The sequence below is a fragment of the Thermosynechococcus vestitus BP-1 genome, assembly GCF_000011345.1.
GTDB classification, from domain to species: Bacteria; Cyanobacteriota; Cyanobacteriia; order Thermosynechococcales; family Thermosynechococcaceae; genus Thermosynechococcus; species Thermosynechococcus vestitus.
Genome location: NC_004113.1, coordinates 153,986 through 173,236 on the forward strand (window position 1 = coordinate 153,986; position 19,251 = coordinate 173,236).

Consider the following 19,251-nt stretch of genomic DNA (forward strand, 5'->3'; position numbering starts at 1 on the left):
AGTCCGGACGGGCGATCGCTATGATCAAAAAAAATCGTTGCAGCCTTCCCTGCGCAAGTCACTGCCATGCAGCGCCCTTGGCAAATCTATTCTGCTGATCCCGCTCCCCCAGACTTCATCGAGGCAGTTAAGCAGCTCCATCCCGAGGCAGGCGCCATTACGGCTCAGTTACTTTGGCAGCGCGGCTACCGTGATTCCCTTCGGCAAGTGCCCCCTTTTCTAGATTGGCGCTACTACGAGTCAGCCTCCCCCCTAGAGTTTCCAGAGATGTCCGCTGCCCTAGGGCGTTTGCAACAGGCACTCGATCAACAGGAAAAAGTTGTGATTTGGGGAGACTTTGACACCGATGGAGTTACAGCGACTGCCGTCCTTTGGGAAGGACTAAAACCCCTTTTGGGAACGCAACTGGTGGATTTTTATATTCCCAATCGCCACCACGACTCCCATGGTCTTTCGCCCCATGGCCTCCAGCAGCTTCAGCAAAAAGGCGTCGCTCTAATTATTACCTGCGATACGGGCTCTACCAATGGCCCTGAAATTGTCCTTGCCCGTCAGTTGGGGATGGATGTGATTGTTACTGATCACCACACCCTTGATCCCACTCCCTTGGGGGCCGTGGCGCTGATCAATCCGCGGCAGTTGCCCTGGGATCATCCCCTACGTCATTTATCGGGAGTTGGCGTTGCCTACAAATTCTTGGAAGCCGTCTATGACAGATGGCCAGAGAAAACCCAGGGGTATCCCCTCGAGAATCTCCTTGATCTGGTGGCCATTGGCCTAATTGCTGATTGGGTTGAATTGCGAGGAGAGTGCCGCTATCTTGCCCAGCGAGGCTTAGACCAACTCGGAAAGCGTCAGACCCTCCGACCCGGAATTGCTGCCCTTTTGGGGCACGTGTCCAAGCATAGGGCTTGGCAGCGGGAGATTAGTTTTACCGTCGCCCCCCGCCTCAATGCCGTGAGTCGTGTAGAGGGGGATGTGCGACCCCTGATTACGCTCTTGACCACCCAAGATCGGCACGAAGCGCGGCAGTTGGCAGAGCGCATAGCAACCCTGAATACAGAACGGCAGCGACGCCAAAAAGAGGTGACGAGGATGGCTCATGCCAAGGCGGCTCAGTTAGACCTCTCAGCATCACGGGTGATTCTCCTCACCGATGACAATTGGCCATTGAGTCTTTTGGGGCTGGTGGCGAACGATATTGTCAAAACCTATGGTCGCCCCGCCCTTTTGCTGCAGACGAATCCAGAAACGGGGATGGCAGTAGGTTCAGCGCGCTCTGATGGCTCTGTGGATCTCTATGAGGCATTCCATAGCCAACGGCATTTACTTGAGGGGTTGGGTGGGCATCCCTATGCAGTAGGCTTTAGGCTAAAGATGGCGCACATCCCCCTTTTGGCAGCAGCCCTCAACCAATTCTTGGCACAGCAAGAGGGCACCGCCAGCGCTACACCGAAACCGTTAGTCATTGACCTGGAAGTCACCTTGGGTCAACTTAATGGGCAATTGCTCAAAGAACTAGAAGTCCTTGCCCCCTTTGATAGCACCCACCATCCCTATCCGCGATTGCTGGTGCGCAATGTGGAACTCACCCAACTGAGGGATAATAACAGTCACGGCGGGAGAAGGTATGTCTCAATGGTGCTCCACGATCGCCAGCACCAGCACACCTTTCCTGCCAAGTGGTGGGATCATCAAATCGGCGACTGCCCCCAGGGAGCCTGTGATCTCGTGATTGAACTAGAGCAGTGGCAAAGCTCCCTATCAGCCGTCATTAAAGAGCTACGACCCAGTGAAACCAATGTGATCCAAGAAGCGTCTTTTCAGCCCCTTATGGATTATCGCGATCGCCCCCCCGCGGCAAGCGTCAAGGGTTTGCGCGTAGAAACCTGCCCCACCTCCCGGCAAAGCTGGCGCCAATGGATTCAGCGAGCAAAGAGGGAACAGCAACCCTTGATTTTGGCCTACGCTCCTCCCCCAGAGCAGGATGCCCTAAAGGTCTGGCGGGAATTTCTAACGCTGTGCCAACAAGCCACGCAACAGGGAAAACCCTTAGAACGAGAGGGGCTGCAGAAACGCCTGGGCATTGAAGCCACGACACTCAACTATGCCCTCCAGGTGCTTGAGACCCTGGGGGTTAAGGTTCTCTCTACCCCAGAGGAATTTTGGTGTCAATGGCCACCACAGCTCAGCTCTTCTCCCCCTACGGGACTGGCCTTAGAGAGGTTCACAGCAGCGATCGCCGAGGAGAATTTCCGTCGTCGCTATTTTGCTGCTGCCCCCCTCCAGGCCCTTCAGGAAACCTATTAAAAACTAGCGACTACCTTTTTCGACAGGGAACCTAAGGAACACACACGAGCCGACCGGGGAAACACACTAGCCATCAACGCTGATTGAGAGAAGATGAGCGATCGCCCTCAGGAGAGCCTCAATCTAACGACCCAGAACAGGCCTCGGTGCAACACCTGCAACCGTACCTTTATCCTCCCACGGCTGCCTTTGACTGCCTACCGTGTTTTCACTCAACTTTGCCACCCTTGAGACCGAGGAAATTCTCCCTCAGATTCCGTAAAACCACGGATGCCTAGACGTACATTGCCTCCATGAGGGCATCGCTCATCGTCACGTTGGTGGCTACACTTTGAATATCGTCGAGATTTTCGAGCGCATCCATCAGCTTAAGGACGCGCCGAGCCGTGTCTTCATCGGTGATTTCTACGGTATTCATCGGAATCCAGCGGCTTTCGGTGTCGAGAACGGTATAGCCGTGTTCTTTAAGGGTTTCGCTGACGGTCTCAAGGGCAGGGACGGGACACCTCACCTCGGCCACCTCTTCGAGGATTTCGTAGGTTTCGACATCAGCCGCCAGGAGGGCTTCAAGGAACGCTTCTTCATCCCTAGGTGCCGTCACGGTAACAATGCCCCACTGCTCAAACATCCAGCCCACACAGCCAGTTTCGCCGAGGTTGCCCCCCTGTTTATTAAAGGCGGCCCGCAGATCCGCCGCCGTGCGATTGCGATTATCCGTGAGGGCTTCAATCAAAAATGCTACCCCCCCCGGTCCATAGCCTTCGTAGCGAATTGCTTCTAGGGGAGCATCACTGTCGAGGGTACCGGTGCCCTTAGCGATCGCCCGCTCAATATTTTCACTGGGAATCCCTGCTGCTTTGGCCTTTTCAATGGCGCTGCGCAGTTGAAAGTTGCCCGCTGGATCCCCTCCCCCATGGCGAGCGGCAATAATGATGGCTCGCGATAGCCGCGCAAAGATCTTGCCCTTTTGGGCATCCACCCGCGCCTTTTGCCGTTTAATGTTTGCCCACTTACTGTGACCTGCCATAGGGGACGTGCACAAAAAAGTCAAGAAGCACCCCGCTGGAACCAACGGGGCAAATCAACAGGGTGAGTTTGATCAAGCAATCTTTAACGGAAACCGACGGCAGCTTGCCAAACAAAGGCCAAGGCCAAAAAGAGCACAGGAATTACCGGCAGCACATCCACCAGGGGATCAAAAATGGCGTAGGCTTCCGGAAGTTTTGCAACCAAAACCAAAGCATCAATCATGGTGTTTTCCTAAAAGAATTCAGCGATCGCAAGAGAGCTGAAAAAATAGTACCATAGCTGCTGCGGCAACGGGATCGCGATGCCAGAGATTCTCCCTTTATCAGAAACAGACCCGCACGACTTTTGGATGCAACAGGCGATCGCCCTTGCAGAACAGGCAGGAGCCGCCGATGAAGTGCCCGTGGGTGCGGTGATTGTCAGTGCTGAGAATGAACTCATTGCCACGGGGGAAAATCGCCGCCAGCGGGATCATGACCCCACCGCCCATGCGGAAATCATTGCCCTCCGCCGCGCCGGTCAACGTCTAGGGACGTGGTATTTAACGGGCTGCCGCCTCTACGTGACCCTAGAACCCTGCCCGATGTGTGCCGGTGCCATTGTCCAGGCCCGCATTCACACCCTCATCTATGGGACGACAGATCCAAAATCCGGGGCAATTGATTCGGTGCTGCAACTGCCCCAGAGCCCAGCGGTGTTCCACCGGATTCAGGTGATTCGCGGGGTTCAGGCAGTGGCCTGTCGGCAGCAGTTGCAAAGGTGGTTTCGCCAGCATCGTCAGAAAGAACGGCAATAATACCTGCATCTCCCACCCGCTCCCGTAGGGTTTGGATGGTTTCACCCAGTAGGGGATGTCGCCAGTGGGGGGAGATCGCCGCAAGGGGCACAAGGACAAAGGGCCGCTCCGCCAACCGGGGGTGGGGCAGGGTCAGTTCAGCAGTGGTCATGACGCGATCGCCATAGAGCAGCAGATCTAAATCTAAGGTGCGTGGCCCCCAATGGGCTTGCCGTTGGCGACCAAACTGCACTTCGATCGCCTGCAGCCTTTGCAGGAGTGCCCAAGGGGAAAGTTGCACCCGAGCAATAAGGCAACCATTCCAGTAATCCGGTTGAGGGGGCCCTAGGGGGGCAGTGCGATACCACGGCGAGCAGGCTAAGACACGGATCCCTGGCGTTTGGGCAAGTTCTTGGACAGCGGAGCGCAGCTGCCGTAATGGCTCACCCAGGTTGCTTCCGAGGGCGATCGCCACGAGGGGGGGGTCAGACGGGGATATACTTAAGTCAGTGCATTCTACCATTGTGCCTGTGGAGAGTGCCGCTCACTCCTCCTGTTATACCTGCACTGTTCACCTATTGCCAAAATCGTTGTGGATCTCCGGACTCTCTTTCATACTGCAACCCCAGTCATTGGTGTTGTCCACCTCCTTCCCTTACCCACCTCCGCCCGTTGGGGGGGGAGTCTCAAGGCTGTTATTGACCGCGCCGAACAGGAAGCCACAGCCCTTGCCTCAGGGGGAGTCAATGCCATTATTGTTGAGAATTTCTTTGATGCTCCCTTCAGCAAGGATCGGGTGGATGCTGCTGTTGTCAGTGCCATGACCTTAGTGGTGCAGCGATTAAAAAATCTGGTCGCTCTGCCCATTGGCCTGAATGTGCTACGCAATGATGCCTTTAGTGGTCTGGCGATCGCTGCCTGCACCGGGGCACAATTTATCCGCGTCAATGTGCTCACCGGAGTCATGGCCACAGATCAAGGCCTTATTGAGGGCCCAGCCCATCAACTGCTGCGCTACCGCCGTGAACTGGGGCAAGACATCAAAATTTTTGCCGATGTGATGGTGAAGCACGCCCAGCCGCTCCACAGCCCGAATCTGGCCACTGCAGTACGGGACACCTTTGACCGGGGACTCGCCGATGGGGTGATTCTCTCCGGTTGGGCAACAGGACAACCCCCCACCGAGGAGGATTTATCCGTCGCCGCCAGGGCCGCCAAGGGACAACCCCTTTTTATTGGCAGTGGTGCCTCTTGGGACAATGTGGCGCAATTGGTGCCCTACGTCAACGGCGTCATTGTTGCCAGTTCCCTGAAGCGCAATGGTCAGATTGAACAACCCATTGACCCCATTCGGGTGAGCCGTTTTGTTGAAGCATGGCAGCGGGCACACCACAAGCTTCAGGAGCTCACTCGTGCCAATGCCAACTGCCGAGGGTCGATCAATGAACCCCTGCCAGCCATGTTTGTGCATGGGCAAAGGTAATCAGGCGATCGCCCCCGTTAACTGTGGAACGTAGTGCCCAAGACCATTGAGGTTGAGGCGATAGCTGCGGGGATGGGCAATCAAGTAGGCAGTGCTGCTAAAGATTTGCTCTATCTCCACAAGGCCATTTTCCTTGAGGGTGCGTCCCGTTGACACCAAATCGACAATTGCCTCCGCCATGCCCGTAATTGGCCCAAGTTCCACTGAACCATAGAGAGGCACAATATCCACGGGCAAATCCAACTGCTGGAAAAAGGCATCGGCACAGCGGACAAACTTTGAGGCAACGCGGCAATGGGGGGGCAAATCGCGGGCACTGCGGTAGGGGCTAGAGGCTTTAACGGCCACCGATAGACGACACTGACCAAAGCCCAAATCTGCTAGTTTGGCCACATGGGGATTTTTTTCCCGCAGCACGTCATACCCGACAATGCCCAACTGCGCTTGACCATACTGCACATAGACAGGGACATCCTGGGCACGGACCAAAAGGGCGCGGGCACGGCCATCCTGAGAGAGAACCTGCAGTTGCCGATTTGCCGGCTCTAGGAGCGCTTCAAAATTTAAGCCCAGCCGTTGAAAGTAGGCAACACTGTCCTTGAGGAGGGCACCTTTGGGTAGGGCGATCGTTAGCATGGCCTAGACCCTCTGAATCTGCAAAGAGGTTGCCCCATCACTGAGGGCTTCGATCTGCGGTGGCGCATCACTCTCAATCCAAGCAATATAGGGAATCTGGCGATCGCGGGCATAGGCGCGGATTTGCTCTGGCGTCAGCTCCAGAAGTGCCAACTCCACCCGGGTCGAGCCATCCAAGCGCAGCGTTTGGGCATGGTGGAGGGCGGCAGCGAGGGCGTTGGCGGTGCGGGGAACCACAAGCCATTGACTGCGGGGGGCCAATAGGGCGGCTGGCGGAATGGCGACCGCCTGCAGGAGTGCCTCAACATTAAAGACAAAGCCAATCCCCGGCACCGTAGCACCGTCGGGATGGTAAATACTGAGCAGTTGATCATAGCGTCCCCCTTGAGCCACCAACCGCAATTCCGTTTCCGTAGGAATCAAGACCTCAAAGATAATCCCTGTGTAGTAATCAAAGGACTGCACAAGGCTGAGATCAAGGGTAATGGCCAAGGACTCGGCCACCAAAGCCAACAACTGTTGCAGTTGCGCAAAGCGATCAACGACCCCTGCCACATCCGACCACTGCGCTAAACGTTCCCCCACTTCCTCTGGGGTGCCCCGTAGATCAAAAAGGGCAAGGGCGCGATCGCGCCAAGGGGCAGGTAGCGCCTGCAAACTCACGCGGTCTAAATTGGCCAAGCATTGGCGTACGGTTTTTTGTAGTTCCGCTGGAAAGGTGCCGAGCAACTGTTGCGTCAGGTGGGCATCCCCCACCAAAAGATAAGCCTCCCCAACCGCTAGCACCCCCAGGCACTCCTGCACCAGCCAGAGAATTTCGGCATCGGCTGCTAAACCGGTTGCCCCCAGTAGTTCCACTCCAGCTTGGAAAAATTCCTGCTGGTTGCCCAACTCTGCCCCTGTGGTGCGTCGAAAGACATTGGTTTTGTAGTAGAGCCTTTGGGGCAGTTGCATGCCTGCCATACGGGTCACCGCCGCCCGAGCAATGGAAGCCGTTAATTCTGGTCGCAATCCTAAAGGCTCATCACCACTCCCCTGCACTTGAATGACCGTCTCTGGGTGGACAGTGCCCCCGGCTGTAAGCGTTGCTAGGGTCTCAATGGTCGGTGTGATGATTTCTTGGTAGCCCCAGCTTTGGAAGACGCGCTCTAGGCGTTGTTCTAGCCACCGTTGCCGTGCCACATCCAGGGGCAAAATATCGCGGGCACCACAGGCAGGTTGATACACCATAGTGAGTTATTTTTTCCCAAAAAGACCAAAGAAGGAGAATTTCTTTTGCTCCGGTTTTGGTGGCTCAGTACTTTTTTGCTGTTTTTGGGCTTGGCGCTCTTTTTTGCTAATTGCTTCGAGTCCCTGTATTGCCATGGCCTCTTGAGGATTAAGCTTCAGGGCTTGATTAAAGTGAATTTTGGCCATACTGAGGGAGCCTTGCTGCAGATACACCTTGCCCAATAGGGCGTTGCAGCGAGCACTGCGGGGGTCAATTTTCAAGGCATCCTTCAGTTCCTTGATGGCCTCCAGATAAATGCCTTTATTCAAGAGTTCCTCTGCGCGTCGGAAGTATGGCTCTGTAAATTGCTCTGTTTTGGGAACTGCGGTAGGTGCTGCCGTCTCCGGGGTGGCCCCTGGTGTAGCCCCCCCTTGGGTTTCATCTGATTTAGGTGGAGCCGCAGGCATAGAAACACTGGCTGGGGATGCTGTTACCTTGCCGCCTGCCGATCGCCACAGGTAAATTAAATTCAGTTCACTAATTTGTTCGCTAATTTTCAGCGCGTTGTTTAAGTCTTTGTATTGATCTTTGGCAAGGGTATCGAGAGCCTTTTGATAGGCCTCTTCAACATTAGTAGCGTTAAAGACTTCCCGTGCCAAATCAAAGGTGGGCGTTGGCACAATATTGCCTGTTATCAGTTGCTTTTCCAGCAAGCGCAAAATGACTTGATATTCTTCCCGCTCTTTTTCTTGGGAAAGCACTTCGTAGGCAGGATTCACAAACTTCGAGAGCAAATCACTGGCCATTTTTTTACCCGATTCATCATCACGGCTATCGGGGTGCAGTGTCTTGGCAATCTTGAGATACCGCTTGCGAATTTCTCCGGGCGCTGCTGACAATGGAATACCGAGGGCAGCATGGAGATCCCGTTTGGAGTTAAAGCGACCCAGACCGTGATTGATCTCGAAGGGCATAGTCAGTGAAACCGCAGGGGCAGAACCTCATTTGATTATACCTGCTCATCAAGGGGGTTGGTGACCCCCTGTTCATGCAACGGGAATTCCTGAAGGCAATCGGCCCGCAGCGGTGAAAACCCTCAAGCAAAAACTGCCGTGCGATTGCCATACACTAGAATCCGATTTTGCAAATGCAGCCGTACCGCCCGCGCCAACACCACCCGTTCCAAATCCTTGCCCTTGCGAATCAGATCCGCCACTGTATCGCGATGGCTCACAGGTACCACCGCCTGTTCAATGATTGGCCCTTCATCTAAGTCCACGGTGGCATAGTGGGCAGTGGCACCAATGATTTTTACCCCCCGCTCATAGGCACGGTGGTAGGGGTTAGCTCCCGCAAAGGCTGGCAAGAATGAATGGTGTATGTTGATCACTTGGGGAAAGGCCTCAATAAACTCAGGACTGAGCACCTGCATATACTTAGCCAGCACCACCAGATCAATCCTGTAGTCCTTGAGGAGTTGCAGTTGCTTGGCTTCCGCAAGGGGCTTAGTCTCTGGCGTCACAGGGATATAGTGAAAATCAATGCCAAACTGCTCTGCAATGGGACGCAAATGCTCATGGTTACTGATAATCAGGGGAATTTCGGCAAAGAGATCCCCCGCCCGCTGCCGCAGCAGCAGATCCCAAAGGCAATGATCTTGGCGGCTCACCCAAATGGCCAAGCGATAGGGAATATCCGAGGCCCGCAACTGCCAGCGCACCCCCTGCCAACTGGTAAAGATCTTTTCCCGCTGCGCGTAGTTGATGAAAGTGGTGGCAATTTGATCGCGGGGGATTTCAAAGCCCTCTAATTCCCACTCGAGGCGGGAGAGAAAAATCCCGGCAACGGCATCGGTGTGGTGGTCGGCATGGACAATGTTGCCGTTATAGCGATAGACAAACTGTGCCAACTTGGCCACGAGTCCCCGCTGATCGGGACAGGAAATGGAGAGGGTCATTGTCGGCATAGGCACACCGCAAGGCAGAGCAACCTGTATTCTACTATTGCGAATTGGCAGCGGCGCGGTTGAAGACCCGGGCGAGATACTGGCCGGTGTAGGATTGGGGCATCAGGGCCACTGCTTCGGGAGTGCCCACGGCAACCACCTCTCCGCCGCGATCGCCCCCTTCGGGTCCGAGATCAATAATCCAATCGGCACAGCGAATCACATCTAAATTGTGCTCAATCACCAGAATTGAGTTGCCCTTGTCCACCAGCCGTTGCAACACCTCGAGGAGTTTATGCACATCGTAAAAGGATAGCCCCGTGGTCGGCTCATCAATCAGGTAGAGGGTTTTGCCCGTGGCACGGCGGGACAGTTCAGCCGCCAATTTGAGGCGTTGGGCTTCCCCCCCAGAGAGGGTGGGGGCGCTTTGTCCCAATTTCAGATAGCCCAAGCCCACATCTACGAGGGTTTGCAGCTTGCTCACCGCCTTGGGGATATTTTCAAAAAAGGTCAGCGCTGTCTCGGCGGTCATGTCCAAAACATCGGCGATCGAGCAGCCCTTATACTTCACTTGCAGCGTATCGCGGTTGTAGCGCGTCCCCTTGCACACCTCACACTGGACATACACATCGGGCAGAAAGTTCATCTCAATCACATTCACCCCTTGGCCACCGCAGGCCTCACAGCGGCCGCCCTTAATATTGAAGGAAAATTGCCCCGGCTTGTAGCCCCGTGCCTTGGCCTCAACGGTTTGGCTAAAGACCTCACGGATGACATCAAAAACACCAATGTAGGTGGCAGGGTTGGAGCGGGGGGTTCGACCAATGGGGGACTGGTCAATGACAATGACTTTATCAATGGCATTCAAGCCTTCAATGTGGCCCAGTTCCTTGGGGAGCGGGACATTGTAACCCAGATGGTGCTGCAGGGCAGGATAGAGAACTTCGTGCATAAGGGTGGACTTGCCTGATCCCGATACTCCCGTCAAACACACCAGCTTGCCAAGGGGAATTTCTACGGTGATGTCCTTGAGGTTGTTGCGGGAAACCTTTTTGAGAATCAGTGATTTGCCATTCCCCGGCCGGCGATCGCTGGGAGTTTCAATGCGCTTGCGCCCCGACAGATAAGCCCCCGTCAGGGAGTCGGGATGGTTGAGAATGGCCTCGAGGCTGCCTTGAGCGACAATTTGGCCGCCGTGGATTCCCGCCCCTGGGCCAATATCGACAATGTAATCGGCCGCACGGATCGTGTCCTCATCGTGTTCGACAACAATCAGCGTATTCCCCAAGTCCCGCAGGCGAAACAGCGTTTGCAGCAGGCGATCGTTATCCCGCTGGTGCAGGCCAATACTCGGTTCATCGAGGACGTAGAGCACCCCCGTCAGGCCAGAGCCAATTTGGGTCGCCAAGCGAATCCGTTGCGCTTCACCCCCAGAGAGGGTGGCGGCACTGCGATCCAACGTCAGGTAATCGAGTCCCACATCTATGAGAAACTGCAAGCGCCCCGTGACTTCCCGCAGGGCCAATGCCGCAATTTGTTGTTGACGAGGCGTGAGTTGCAGGGATTGAAGCCGTGCCAAGCACTCGCGAATGGAAACACGGGTGAGGTCCGTAAGGCGATATTGCCCCAAGCGCACGGCCAAAGCAGCTGGCTTCAGGCGTTGCCCCTGACAGGCGGGGCAGGTTTGATTGACTTGGTACTCTTCCAGTTTTTGCCGGTAGGCATCGGAGGTCGTCTCGCGGTACTGCCGCTCTAGGATGGGAATCACCCCTTGAAATTGACGGTAGTAGTCCCGTTTGCGATAGCGCGAATCAGAAGGGATGAGAATCGGCGTGTCGGTGCCGTAGAGGAGAATCTCCCGTTGCAACTCCGTGAGGCGATACCACGGTGTATGGATGTCAAAACCAAAGGCCTCAGCAACACCCCAGAGGAGAGCAAGGTAGTAGTCATGTTCCTTCTCGGCCCAGGGGGCGATCGCCAGATAGACCGGCAGTTCGGGATTAGGGACAATTAACTCCGGGCTAAATTTGCGCAAATAGCCCAAGCCATGGCACTCTGGGCAGGCACCATAGGGGGAGTTAAAGGAAAAAAGTCGAGGAGAGAGCTCATCCATCACCGCCCCATGCTCAGGGCAGGCAAAATTTTCTGAAAACAGGAGCGTTTGACCCTCAGCTCCCGTCTCCCGGGACACCACACTGACCATTGCCGTACCGTTGCCATGGTGCAATGCCGTTCGCAACGAATCCCCTAAGCGTTCCTCAATCCCCGGCTTGAGCACAAGGCGATCGACAACAATTTCAATCCTGTGGGCATGGTTTTTATCTAGTTCAATGGCCTCACTGAGGTCGCGCACCTCGCCATCAATGCGAACCCGCACAAAACCTTCACTGGCCAGACTCGACAGCAGCTTCTTGTGGGTCCCCTTTTTGCCCTTGACAATGGGGGCCAAGACTTGAAAGCGGCTCTGGAGCGGCAACTGCATAACCTGATCCACCATTTCATCAATGGTTTGGGGGCGGATCGAGCGATCGCAATGGGGGCAATGGGGTTCACCGGCACGGCCATAGAGCAGCCGCAGGTAGTCATAAATTTCCGTGACCGTACCCACCGTCGAGCGAGGGTTGTGGGAGGTGGACTTTTGATCAATAGAAATCGCTGGACTCAGCCCCTCAATGGCATCCACATCAGGCTTATCCAACTGGCCGAGGAATTGCCGCGCATAGGCACTCAGGGACTCCACATAGCGGCGTTGTCCTTCAGCAAAAATCGTGTCAAAGGCAAGGGAGGATTTCCCGGAACCGGAGACGCCGGTCATTACAATCAGGCGATCGCGGGGCAGATCGAGGTCAATGTTTTTCAGATTATGCTGCCGTGCACCCCGAATGCGAATTTCACCCCCAGGCACTGGATCGCCCATACTGCAAAAAGAACTAATGTTAAAAAACATTACATTGAGGGCTATTATAGCAACGCTGCCAGACCCTGTCGCGGCCACTCAGCCATGAAAAAAGCGGGGTCTGGTTGCCCCGCTTCCCATGTGACTTAGGCGATACTCGATGAGCCTTGCCTAGGCAGGTTCAGGGATTAACCCTCTGCCCGGGGTAGACATCGGCTTAGTAGTCGAAGTCACCGCCCATACCCGCACCGCTGCCCGCAGGATTATTTTCCTTGGGTTCGGGCTTGTCAACGATGATGCACTCGGTGGTCAGGACCATACCGGCAATAGAGGCCGCATTTTGCAGAGCCGAGCGGGTAACTTTGGCAGGGTCAACGATACCGGCATCGAACATGTTGACATATTCATCTTTGGCGGCATCATAACCCACATCGAAGGGTTTTTCTTTGACCCGCTCGACAATGATGGCACCATTTTGACCCGCGTTTTCGGCAATGCGACGCAGGGGAGCGCTGAGGGCACGCTCAACAATGTTGGCACCAATCAGTTCTTCACCCGTTAGGTGCTCAGCGGCCCAGTTGCTCAACTCAGGAGCCAAGTGAACCAAGGTGGTACCGCCGCCGGGAACAATCCCCTCTTCAACAGCGGCTTTGGTGGCGTTAATCGCATCTTCCAGACGGAGTTTGCGATCCTTCATTTCAGTTTCGGTGGCAGCACCGACTTTAATCACTGCCACACCACCCGCCAGTTTGGCCAACCGCTCCTGCAGTTTTTCTTTGTCGTAGCTGGAGTCAGTTTCTTCGATTTGGCGACGGATTTGCTCGCAGCGAGCCTTGACGGCTTTTTCATTGCCTTCGGCCACAATCGTGGTGTGATCTTTGGTGATCGTGATGCGGCGAGCTTTACCGAGCATATCCAGCTTGGCATTTTCCAGCTTCAGACCCGCATCTTCGGTGATCACTTGACCCGCTGTGAGGACGGCAATATCTTCGAGCATCGCTTTACGGCGATCGCCAAAGCCGGGAGCTTTCACAGCAGCTACATTCAAGACACCGCGCAGACGGTTGACCACCAGGGTCGCCAAGGCCTCTTTCTCAATGTCTTCGGCAATGATGACCAAGGGCTTACCGGCGCGAGCCACCTGTTCGAGGATCGGCACCAGATCTTGCACCAAGGTAATTTTCTTGTCGGTGACCAGCACGAAGGGCTCATCGAGCACAGCTTCCATGCGCTCGGTGTCAGTGGCAAAGTAGGGGGAAATGTAGCCCTTGTCAAAGCGCATCCCCTCGGTGACCTCCAGTTCCGTGGTCATGGATTTGCCCTCTTCGAGGGAGATCACGCCCTCTTTGCCCACTTTGTCCATAGCGTCGGCAATCATCCGACCCACTTCTTCATCGTTCCCGGCAGAGATCGCCGCCACTTGGGCAATGGCTTTGGAGTCCTCCACTGGACGGGCATGTTCAGCAATTTTTTCAACAAGGAATTGGGTGGCTTTGTCAATGCCACGTTTCAGGGCAATGGGGTTAGCACCAGCAGCAACGTTGCGCAGCCCCTCTTTCACCATGGCATGGGCAAGAACCGTCGCCGTCGTGGTACCGTCACCGGCAGCATCATTGGTCTTGGAGGCAGCTTGGCGAATTAGAGCCACGCCGGTGTTTTCAATGTGATCTTCGAGTTCAATTTCTTTAGCAATGGTGACGCCATCATTGACAATTTGCGGCGCCCCAAATTTTTTCTCCAGAACCACGTTCCGACCTTTCGGACCAAGGGTCACAGCCACAGATTCGGCCAAGATGTCCATCCCTTTTTCAAGGGCACGACGAGCATTTTCGTTGTAGATAATGCGTTTCGCCATATGTGTTTCCTACCTCAATCCTTCAACAGTCATGAAAAATCGCACCAAGATCAAAGGAAGTCAGCGACCTAGCCCACAATGGCCAAGATGTCTTTTTCCGAGAGGAGAACGTAGTCTTCGCCCGCCAGTTTCACTTCGGTACCGGCATATTTGGAGTACAGCACTTTGTCACCCACTTTCACATCCATAGGCTGACGCTTGCCGTCTTCAGTGAGTTTGCCGGGACCTACGGCGGTCACTTCACCCACTTGGGGTTTTTCACGGGCATTGTCGGGCAGGAGAATTCCCCCTGCGGTCCGTTCTTCGCTTTCGGCGACTTTGACAAAAATGCGATCGCCCAAAGGCTTCACAGTTGAAACGCTTAGAGATACGGCTGCCATAGCGTACTGTTCTCCCAATTGTAAGAGTATGGATGGATAGCACTCACTGCACGGCTCATCGCGCAGTCTCGGGGGAGTGAGAGCATCCTTGGTAATGGCTTAGCACTCTCACCCTTCGAGTGCTAATGTAGCGAGAGACGGTTGGCGATCGCAACTCCTGTTGCAGTACGGTTTTCCGAACGGTACTTTAGTTCTTTAGCCCCGTAGTGGCAATACCGCGAATCAGTTGCCGCTGACCCAAAATAAACAAAATCATCACCGGTACAGTGGCAATCACCGCCGCGGCCATCATCAACGGCCAATCATTGGTGAACTGCTCCTGAAAATTGGCCAAGGAAAGCTGCACGGTGATCAGTTCTGGCTTGGTGGTAAAGACCAAGGGCTTAAACAGATCATTCCACTCGCCAATGAAGGTAAAGATAAAGAGCGTTACCAAGGCGGGTCGGCTCAGGGGCAAGAGAATATGCCAGAGGACCTGCCAGCGATTTGCCCCATCCAAGAGGGCTGCCTCCTCAAGGGCAACGGGCAATGTGAGAAAAAACTGCCGCATCAAAAAGACACCAAAGCCATTGGCCGCCGTTGGCAAGATCAATGCGCCATAGGTGTTGATCAGATGAGCCGCCTTCAGGATGAGAAAAATTGGGATCACCAAAAGCTGAAATGGGATCACTAGGGTTGCTAGCATCAGCAGCAGAATTGTCTGTTGTCCCGGAAAGGAAAGTCGCGCAAGGGCGTAACCTGCTAGGGCTGAAGTTACCAACTGGAGCCCCGTCACCGCCAAGGCCACAAACGTTGAGTTGGCAAAGGCTAAGATAAAGTGTCCCTGCTGCCATGCTGCGTGATAGCTCTGCCAGGTCCAGCCTTGGGGCGGCCATAATTGAGTGGGTAGGGTTCCGGGTGGCCAGCCGGAGGTAGAAAGCACCACTAGCAAGGGACTGAGAACCAACAATGCTCCCAATATCAATAGGAGCGTTAAGCCTACCCTAGGAGCGACCACTGCCAGACATCCGTTTGAGCAAATCCACAAACCCTTTGACTTCTTCGCGCAAAAGAAAGCCCGCATAGGCCTCCATGCCATGCTCGCCAATGTCCAACCCCTCGATTTCCTCTTCTGGAGAAACGCGGATGCCAATGGTCGCATTCAGGAGTAGCCACACCGCTGTACTAAAGGCAACGGTAAACCCGCCCACCGCCAGCACCCCCACCAATTGGTACCCGAACTGGGTAAAGTCACCACTCCAGAGCAATCCCTTGAGGGGCCCTGCCCCAGCTTCGTAAAAGCGCCCCGGTCCATCGGCAAAGAGACCTACGGCTAAGGTACCCCAGACGCCATTGACCAAGTGTACGGAAATGGCTCCCACTGGATCGTCAATTTTCAGACGATCAATTGTCACTACTGAAAAGACAATGATGGTCCCCGCAATAGCGCCGATTAACGCCGCACTCTCAATGGTAACAAAAGCACAGGAGGCGGTGATGGCCACTAATCCCGCCAGAATTCCGTTAATGATCATCGAAAGGTCAGGCTTGCCAAAGTAGAGTGTGGAAACCACCGTTGCAGTGACCCCCCCAAAGGCCGCCGCCATATTCGTGGTGACAGCAATGTGGGCGATCGCCCCCGGATCTGCCGCCATCGTTGACCCTGGATTAAAACCAAACCAACCAAGCCACAGGATCAAACACCCCAAGGTGGCGATCGCAAAATTATGGCCGGGGATGGCCGCCACCGACCCATCCGGCAGAAAGCGCCCCAAACGCGGCCCTAGGAGAGCTGCCCCCATCAATGCTGCCCATCCGCCTACAGAGTGCACCACCGTAGAACCAGCAAAATCCCACATGCCTAGCTGTTGCAGCCAACCGCCGCCCCAGATCCAGTGGCCCGTAATTGGATAGGAAATCCCCACCAGCAGCAAGCTGAAGATAAAAAAGGCATAGAACTTAATCCGCTCCGCCACTGCCCCAGAAACAATTGTGGCTGCCGTTCCCGCAAACACAAGTTGAAAGAAAAACTTAGCCGAGAGGGGCACCGCTGCCCAACTGAGGGAACTATAGACCCCCCGATAAGCTTCGCCAGTGGCCGGACTATTATCAGCACCCAGCAAAAAGAACCCACTGCTGCCCAACACCCCATTGCCATCCCCAAACATTAGGGCAAAACCAATTGCCCAATAGGAAATACTCGCAAGGGCAAAGACAATCAAGTTCTTTGAGAGCAGGTTCACCGCATTCTTAGCACGGCAAAAGCCGGTTTCCAACATACCAAAGCCAGCATTCATGAAAAATACCAAGACGCCGGCCAAAATCACCCAGAGCGTGTTGAGCGCCACCTGCACCTTTTCCGGAACCGCTGCTGAGGCGGCAGTATCCTGCCCCAATGCGGCTGTTGCACTGAGCACACCAATCATCACTGCAAACGTCAGTAGCGTGCGGCGAGTGGGCAGATAGAGAATCTGAGTCAGAGGATGCTGAAGACGGAACCCCCGGCGCAAGATAGAACGCAGTTTCATAGGTGCAGATGTCCAATCTACAAAGAAAACCCTTGGAACTTATCAACCCCCGCTAAAATCCCTAGAAAAATCCTAGGGTTGAGTTGCAAAGTTTGACACAAATCAAAGTTTGACATAGATGCACTGATCATCTCTGAATTCACCCTGGGGTATATGTATTCCACGATACAAAAACTTGGCTCTCTGCCTCAATTCTGCATAGGGACCAAGTGGTGCCAGTTAGATAAGTTGCAATTGTCCACCCCTGTGGAGTGTCCAGTGATAACTCATCCGCACTACCCAAATTCCGCTGTTGTCCACCGCTGGGTGCTCAGTTCTTGCCTGATGGGTTTAGGGTGTGTAACCCTACAGTTGGCTCCTGCAACTGCTCAAATTGCCGTCTATGAAGGGAAGCGGGTCACGGGGGACGTCACCCTCACCCTCCCCGATGGCAGCACCTACAAAGGGGAATTGCTAAACGGTCGCTTTGATGGCCAAGGCATCCTCACAATGGCCAATGGCAACCGCTACGAAGGGGAATTTCGCAATGGCCGCTACCACGGTCAGGGGGTGCTCACCTATGCCGATGGCGGGCGCTATGAAGGTGGCTTTGCCGATGGTATTTTTAGTGGCAAGGGTATTTTGCAACTGGCCAATGGCCAGCGCTACGAGGGAACGTTTCTCAATGGTCAGTACCATGGGGAGGGGGTACTCACCTTTCCCGACGGTACTCGCTACGAGGGACAGTTTCTAGCGGGCAAGTATCATGGAACTGGAACACTCTCCTTTGGGAATGGCACGAGCTATACGGGGCAGTTTCGCAATGGCTTATTTGAAGGAGAGGGGGTGCTTACTCTGCCAGATGGCTCCCGCATTATTGCCACATGGCACAATGGTCGTCGCGAGCCCCGCTAATCCCTTTCAATGGGGCTAGCTGTGGCTGATCCACTGACGGCAGCACTGAGGCCCTACGCCCGCTTTGGGGTGCGCCTGGGCCTTGAACCTATCCAGGCACTTCTGAGTGCCTTGGGGTCTCCGCAGTTCCAGGTGCCCTTGATCCACGTTGCGGGGACAAATGGCAAAGGCTCCGTGTGTGCCTATTTGGATAGTGTTTTGCGGGCAGCGGGCTATCGCACGGGTCGCTATACCTCGCCCCATCTGTTGAGCTGGTGTGAGCGCATTTGTGTGGATGGTGAACCCATTGCCCCTGAGGTCTTTTTGACCCTCATTCAACAAATTGAAGCAGTCCTGCCACAGGTGGCTTATCCCCCCAGTCAGTTTGAAGTGATCACGGCGGCGGCATGGCTGTATTTTGCCCAGCAGGGGGTAGATGTGGCGGTGATGGAGGTGGGCTTGGGGGGACGCTTGGATGCGACGAATGTGTGTCAGCCCCCTTTGGTGAGTGTGATTACCTCCATTGGTTGGGATCATTGGCAGCGGTTGGGCAATAGCCTGGGGGCAATTGCGGGCGAAAAGGCTGGAATTCTCAAGCAGGGTGTACCTGCTGTTATTGGTCCGGTTCCTCCAGAGGCAAAGACAGTGATTGCCGAGCGTTTAGCCGCTTTGGCCTGCCCGGCCGTCTGGCCAGAACCGGCCCAAAGGTGTGTTGAGCGTGCTGGTTGGGCAACTTGGGGTGGCATCGAGTACCCCTTGCCTTTGGCGGGAGAGATGCAGTTGGTCAATTCAGCGATCGCGATCGCCACACTGCAATGCCTGCAAGCTCAAGGTTGGCAAATTTCCCTAACAGCGATTCAACAGGGCATGGCACAAACCCGCTGGCCGGGACGACTGCAATGGTTACACTGGCAAGGTCGACAACTGCTCATTGATGGTGCCCACAATGCTCCCGCAGCTGCTTACCTACGGCAATATGTGGATCAATTGGGCTGGACAGAGGTGACTTGGGTCGTGGGGATCCTAGCCAATAAGGATCACGAGGGGATTCTCAACCATCTCCTGCGAGCCGGCGATCGCCTGTGGCTGGTGCCCGTCCCGGATCACGCTAGCGCTAACCTAGAGCACTTGAAGGACCTTGCCTACACCTGTTGTCCTAGGCTAGGGGAATGCCGTCTTTTTAACGATGTGGCTAAAGCCCTCGACAGGGCGGGCGATCGCTGCGTGGTCTGTGGCTCCCTTTACTTAATTGCTCGTGTTTTGGGGGCGATCGCAAGCAAAGACTCTCAGGTAACTCAACGATAGAAAACTGGAGGTACTCAGAGAGACAACTCATCCTCTTTGCCGGCAAA

At 54.9% G+C, this 19,251-nt stretch carries 16 protein-coding genes and 1 pseudogene; 5 read left to right on the forward strand and 12 right to left on the reverse strand.

The window, feature by feature from the left end; translation table 11 throughout:
- Positions 1-66 precede the first annotated feature (66 nt).
- The gene (recJ, locus tag TLL_RS00870) at positions 67-2,310 is read left to right on the forward strand and encodes a single-stranded-DNA-specific exonuclease RecJ (protein WP_011056029.1); all 2,244 of its coding nucleotides are present in this window, start codon (positions 67-69) and stop codon (positions 2,308-2,310) included.
- Positions 2,311-2,584: 274 nt separating this feature from the next.
- On the opposite strand, the gene TLL_RS00875 is transcribed toward recJ, so the two are convergent.
- Both TLL_RS00875 and TLL_RS00880 read right to left on the reverse strand, forming a co-directional pair.
- Positions 2,585-3,337: a YebC/PmpR family DNA-binding transcriptional regulator gene (locus TLL_RS00875; protein ID WP_011056030.1), complete on the reverse strand. Its 753-nt coding sequence runs from the start codon at positions 3,335-3,337 to the stop codon at positions 2,585-2,587.
- A gap of 83 nt (positions 3,338-3,420) precedes the next feature.
- The gene (locus tag TLL_RS00880) at positions 3,421-3,561 is read right to left on the reverse strand and encodes a photosystem II reaction center protein K (RefSeq protein WP_011056031.1); all 141 of its coding nucleotides are present in this window, start codon (positions 3,559-3,561) and stop codon (positions 3,421-3,423) included.
- A 79-nt stretch (positions 3,562-3,640) separates the two neighbouring features.
- Here TLL_RS00880 and tadA point away from each other — a divergent pair, with 79 nt between their 5' ends.
- Complete coding sequence (gene tadA / locus TLL_RS00885; RefSeq protein WP_011056032.1) at positions 3,641-4,135, forward strand: tRNA adenosine(34) deaminase TadA; 495 nt, start codon at positions 3,641-3,643, stop codon at positions 4,133-4,135.
- Between the two features lie 79 nt (positions 4,136-4,214).
- Here tadA and folK read toward each other — a convergent pair.
- Positions 4,215-4,637: pseudogene (gene folK / locus TLL_RS00890) on the reverse strand (2-amino-4-hydroxy-6-hydroxymethyldihydropteridine diphosphokinase); the annotation flags it as partial.
- A 69-nt stretch (positions 4,638-4,706) separates the two neighbouring features.
- On the opposite strand from folK, the gene btpA reads away from it, so the two are divergent.
- Complete coding sequence (gene btpA / locus TLL_RS00895) at positions 4,707-5,597, forward strand: photosystem I biogenesis protein BtpA (RefSeq protein WP_011056034.1); 891 nt, start codon at positions 4,707-4,709, stop codon at positions 5,595-5,597.
- On the opposite strand, the gene hisG is transcribed toward btpA, so the two are convergent.
- The 9 genes from hisG to TLL_RS00940 form a co-directional block, all read right to left on the reverse strand.
- Positions 5,598-6,233 carry an ATP phosphoribosyltransferase gene (gene hisG, locus TLL_RS00900; protein WP_011056035.1) on the reverse strand — a complete coding sequence of 212 codons (636 nt, stop codon included), beginning with the start codon at positions 6,231-6,233 and terminating at the stop codon, positions 5,598-5,600. It lies immediately after the preceding gene.
- A 3-nt stretch (positions 6,234-6,236) separates the two neighbouring features.
- Positions 6,237-7,463 carry an ATP phosphoribosyltransferase regulatory subunit gene (locus tag TLL_RS00905; RefSeq protein ID WP_011056036.1) on the reverse strand — a complete coding sequence of 409 codons (1,227 nt, stop codon included), beginning with the start codon at positions 7,461-7,463 and terminating at the stop codon, positions 6,237-6,239.
- Positions 7,464-7,469: 6 nt separating this feature from the next.
- On the reverse strand, positions 7,470-8,417 hold the full coding sequence (locus TLL_RS00910) for a J domain-containing protein (protein WP_011056037.1): 948 nt from the start codon (positions 8,415-8,417) through the stop codon (positions 7,470-7,472).
- Between the two features lie 122 nt (positions 8,418-8,539).
- Positions 8,540-9,415, reverse strand: a complete 876-nt coding sequence (gene purU / locus TLL_RS00915) for a formyltetrahydrofolate deformylase (RefSeq protein ID WP_011056038.1) — start codon at positions 9,413-9,415, stop codon at positions 8,540-8,542.
- A gap of 28 nt (positions 9,416-9,443) precedes the next feature.
- Entirely contained in the window at positions 9,444-12,305 is a 2,862-nt protein-coding gene (uvrA, locus tag TLL_RS00920; protein ID WP_197524117.1) for an excinuclease ABC subunit UvrA, read from the reverse strand.
- A 196-nt stretch (positions 12,306-12,501) separates the two neighbouring features.
- Positions 12,502-14,139, reverse strand: coding sequence for a chaperonin GroEL (groL, locus tag TLL_RS00925; RefSeq protein ID WP_011056040.1), 1,638 nt, complete (start codon positions 14,137-14,139; stop codon positions 12,502-12,504).
- Between the two features lie 68 nt (positions 14,140-14,207).
- Complete coding sequence (groES, locus tag TLL_RS00930; protein WP_011056041.1) at positions 14,208-14,519, reverse strand: co-chaperone GroES; 312 nt, start codon at positions 14,517-14,519, stop codon at positions 14,208-14,210.
- Between the two features lie 187 nt (positions 14,520-14,706).
- Positions 14,707-15,582: a carbohydrate ABC transporter permease gene (locus TLL_RS00935; protein WP_011056042.1), complete on the reverse strand. Its 876-nt coding sequence runs from the start codon at positions 15,580-15,582 to the stop codon at positions 14,707-14,709.
- A complete protein-coding gene (locus TLL_RS00940; RefSeq protein WP_011056043.1) occupies positions 15,503-17,026 on the reverse strand; it encodes an ammonium transporter in 1,524 nt (507 codons plus the stop codon). The genes TLL_RS00935 and TLL_RS00940 overlap by 80 nt, the downstream gene beginning before the upstream one ends.
- A gap of 258 nt (positions 17,027-17,284) precedes the next feature.
- Between TLL_RS00940 and TLL_RS00945 the strand changes: the two genes are divergently transcribed.
- On the forward strand, positions 17,285-17,920 hold the full coding sequence (locus TLL_RS00945) for an MORN repeat-containing protein (protein ID WP_231833795.1): 636 nt from the start codon (positions 17,285-17,287) through the stop codon (positions 17,918-17,920).
- A gap of 9 nt (positions 17,921-17,929) precedes the next feature.
- A complete protein-coding gene (locus TLL_RS00950; protein ID WP_011056045.1) occupies positions 17,930-19,204 on the forward strand; it encodes a bifunctional folylpolyglutamate synthase/dihydrofolate synthase in 1,275 nt (424 codons plus the stop codon).
- Positions 19,205-19,251: the final 47 nt, after the last annotated feature.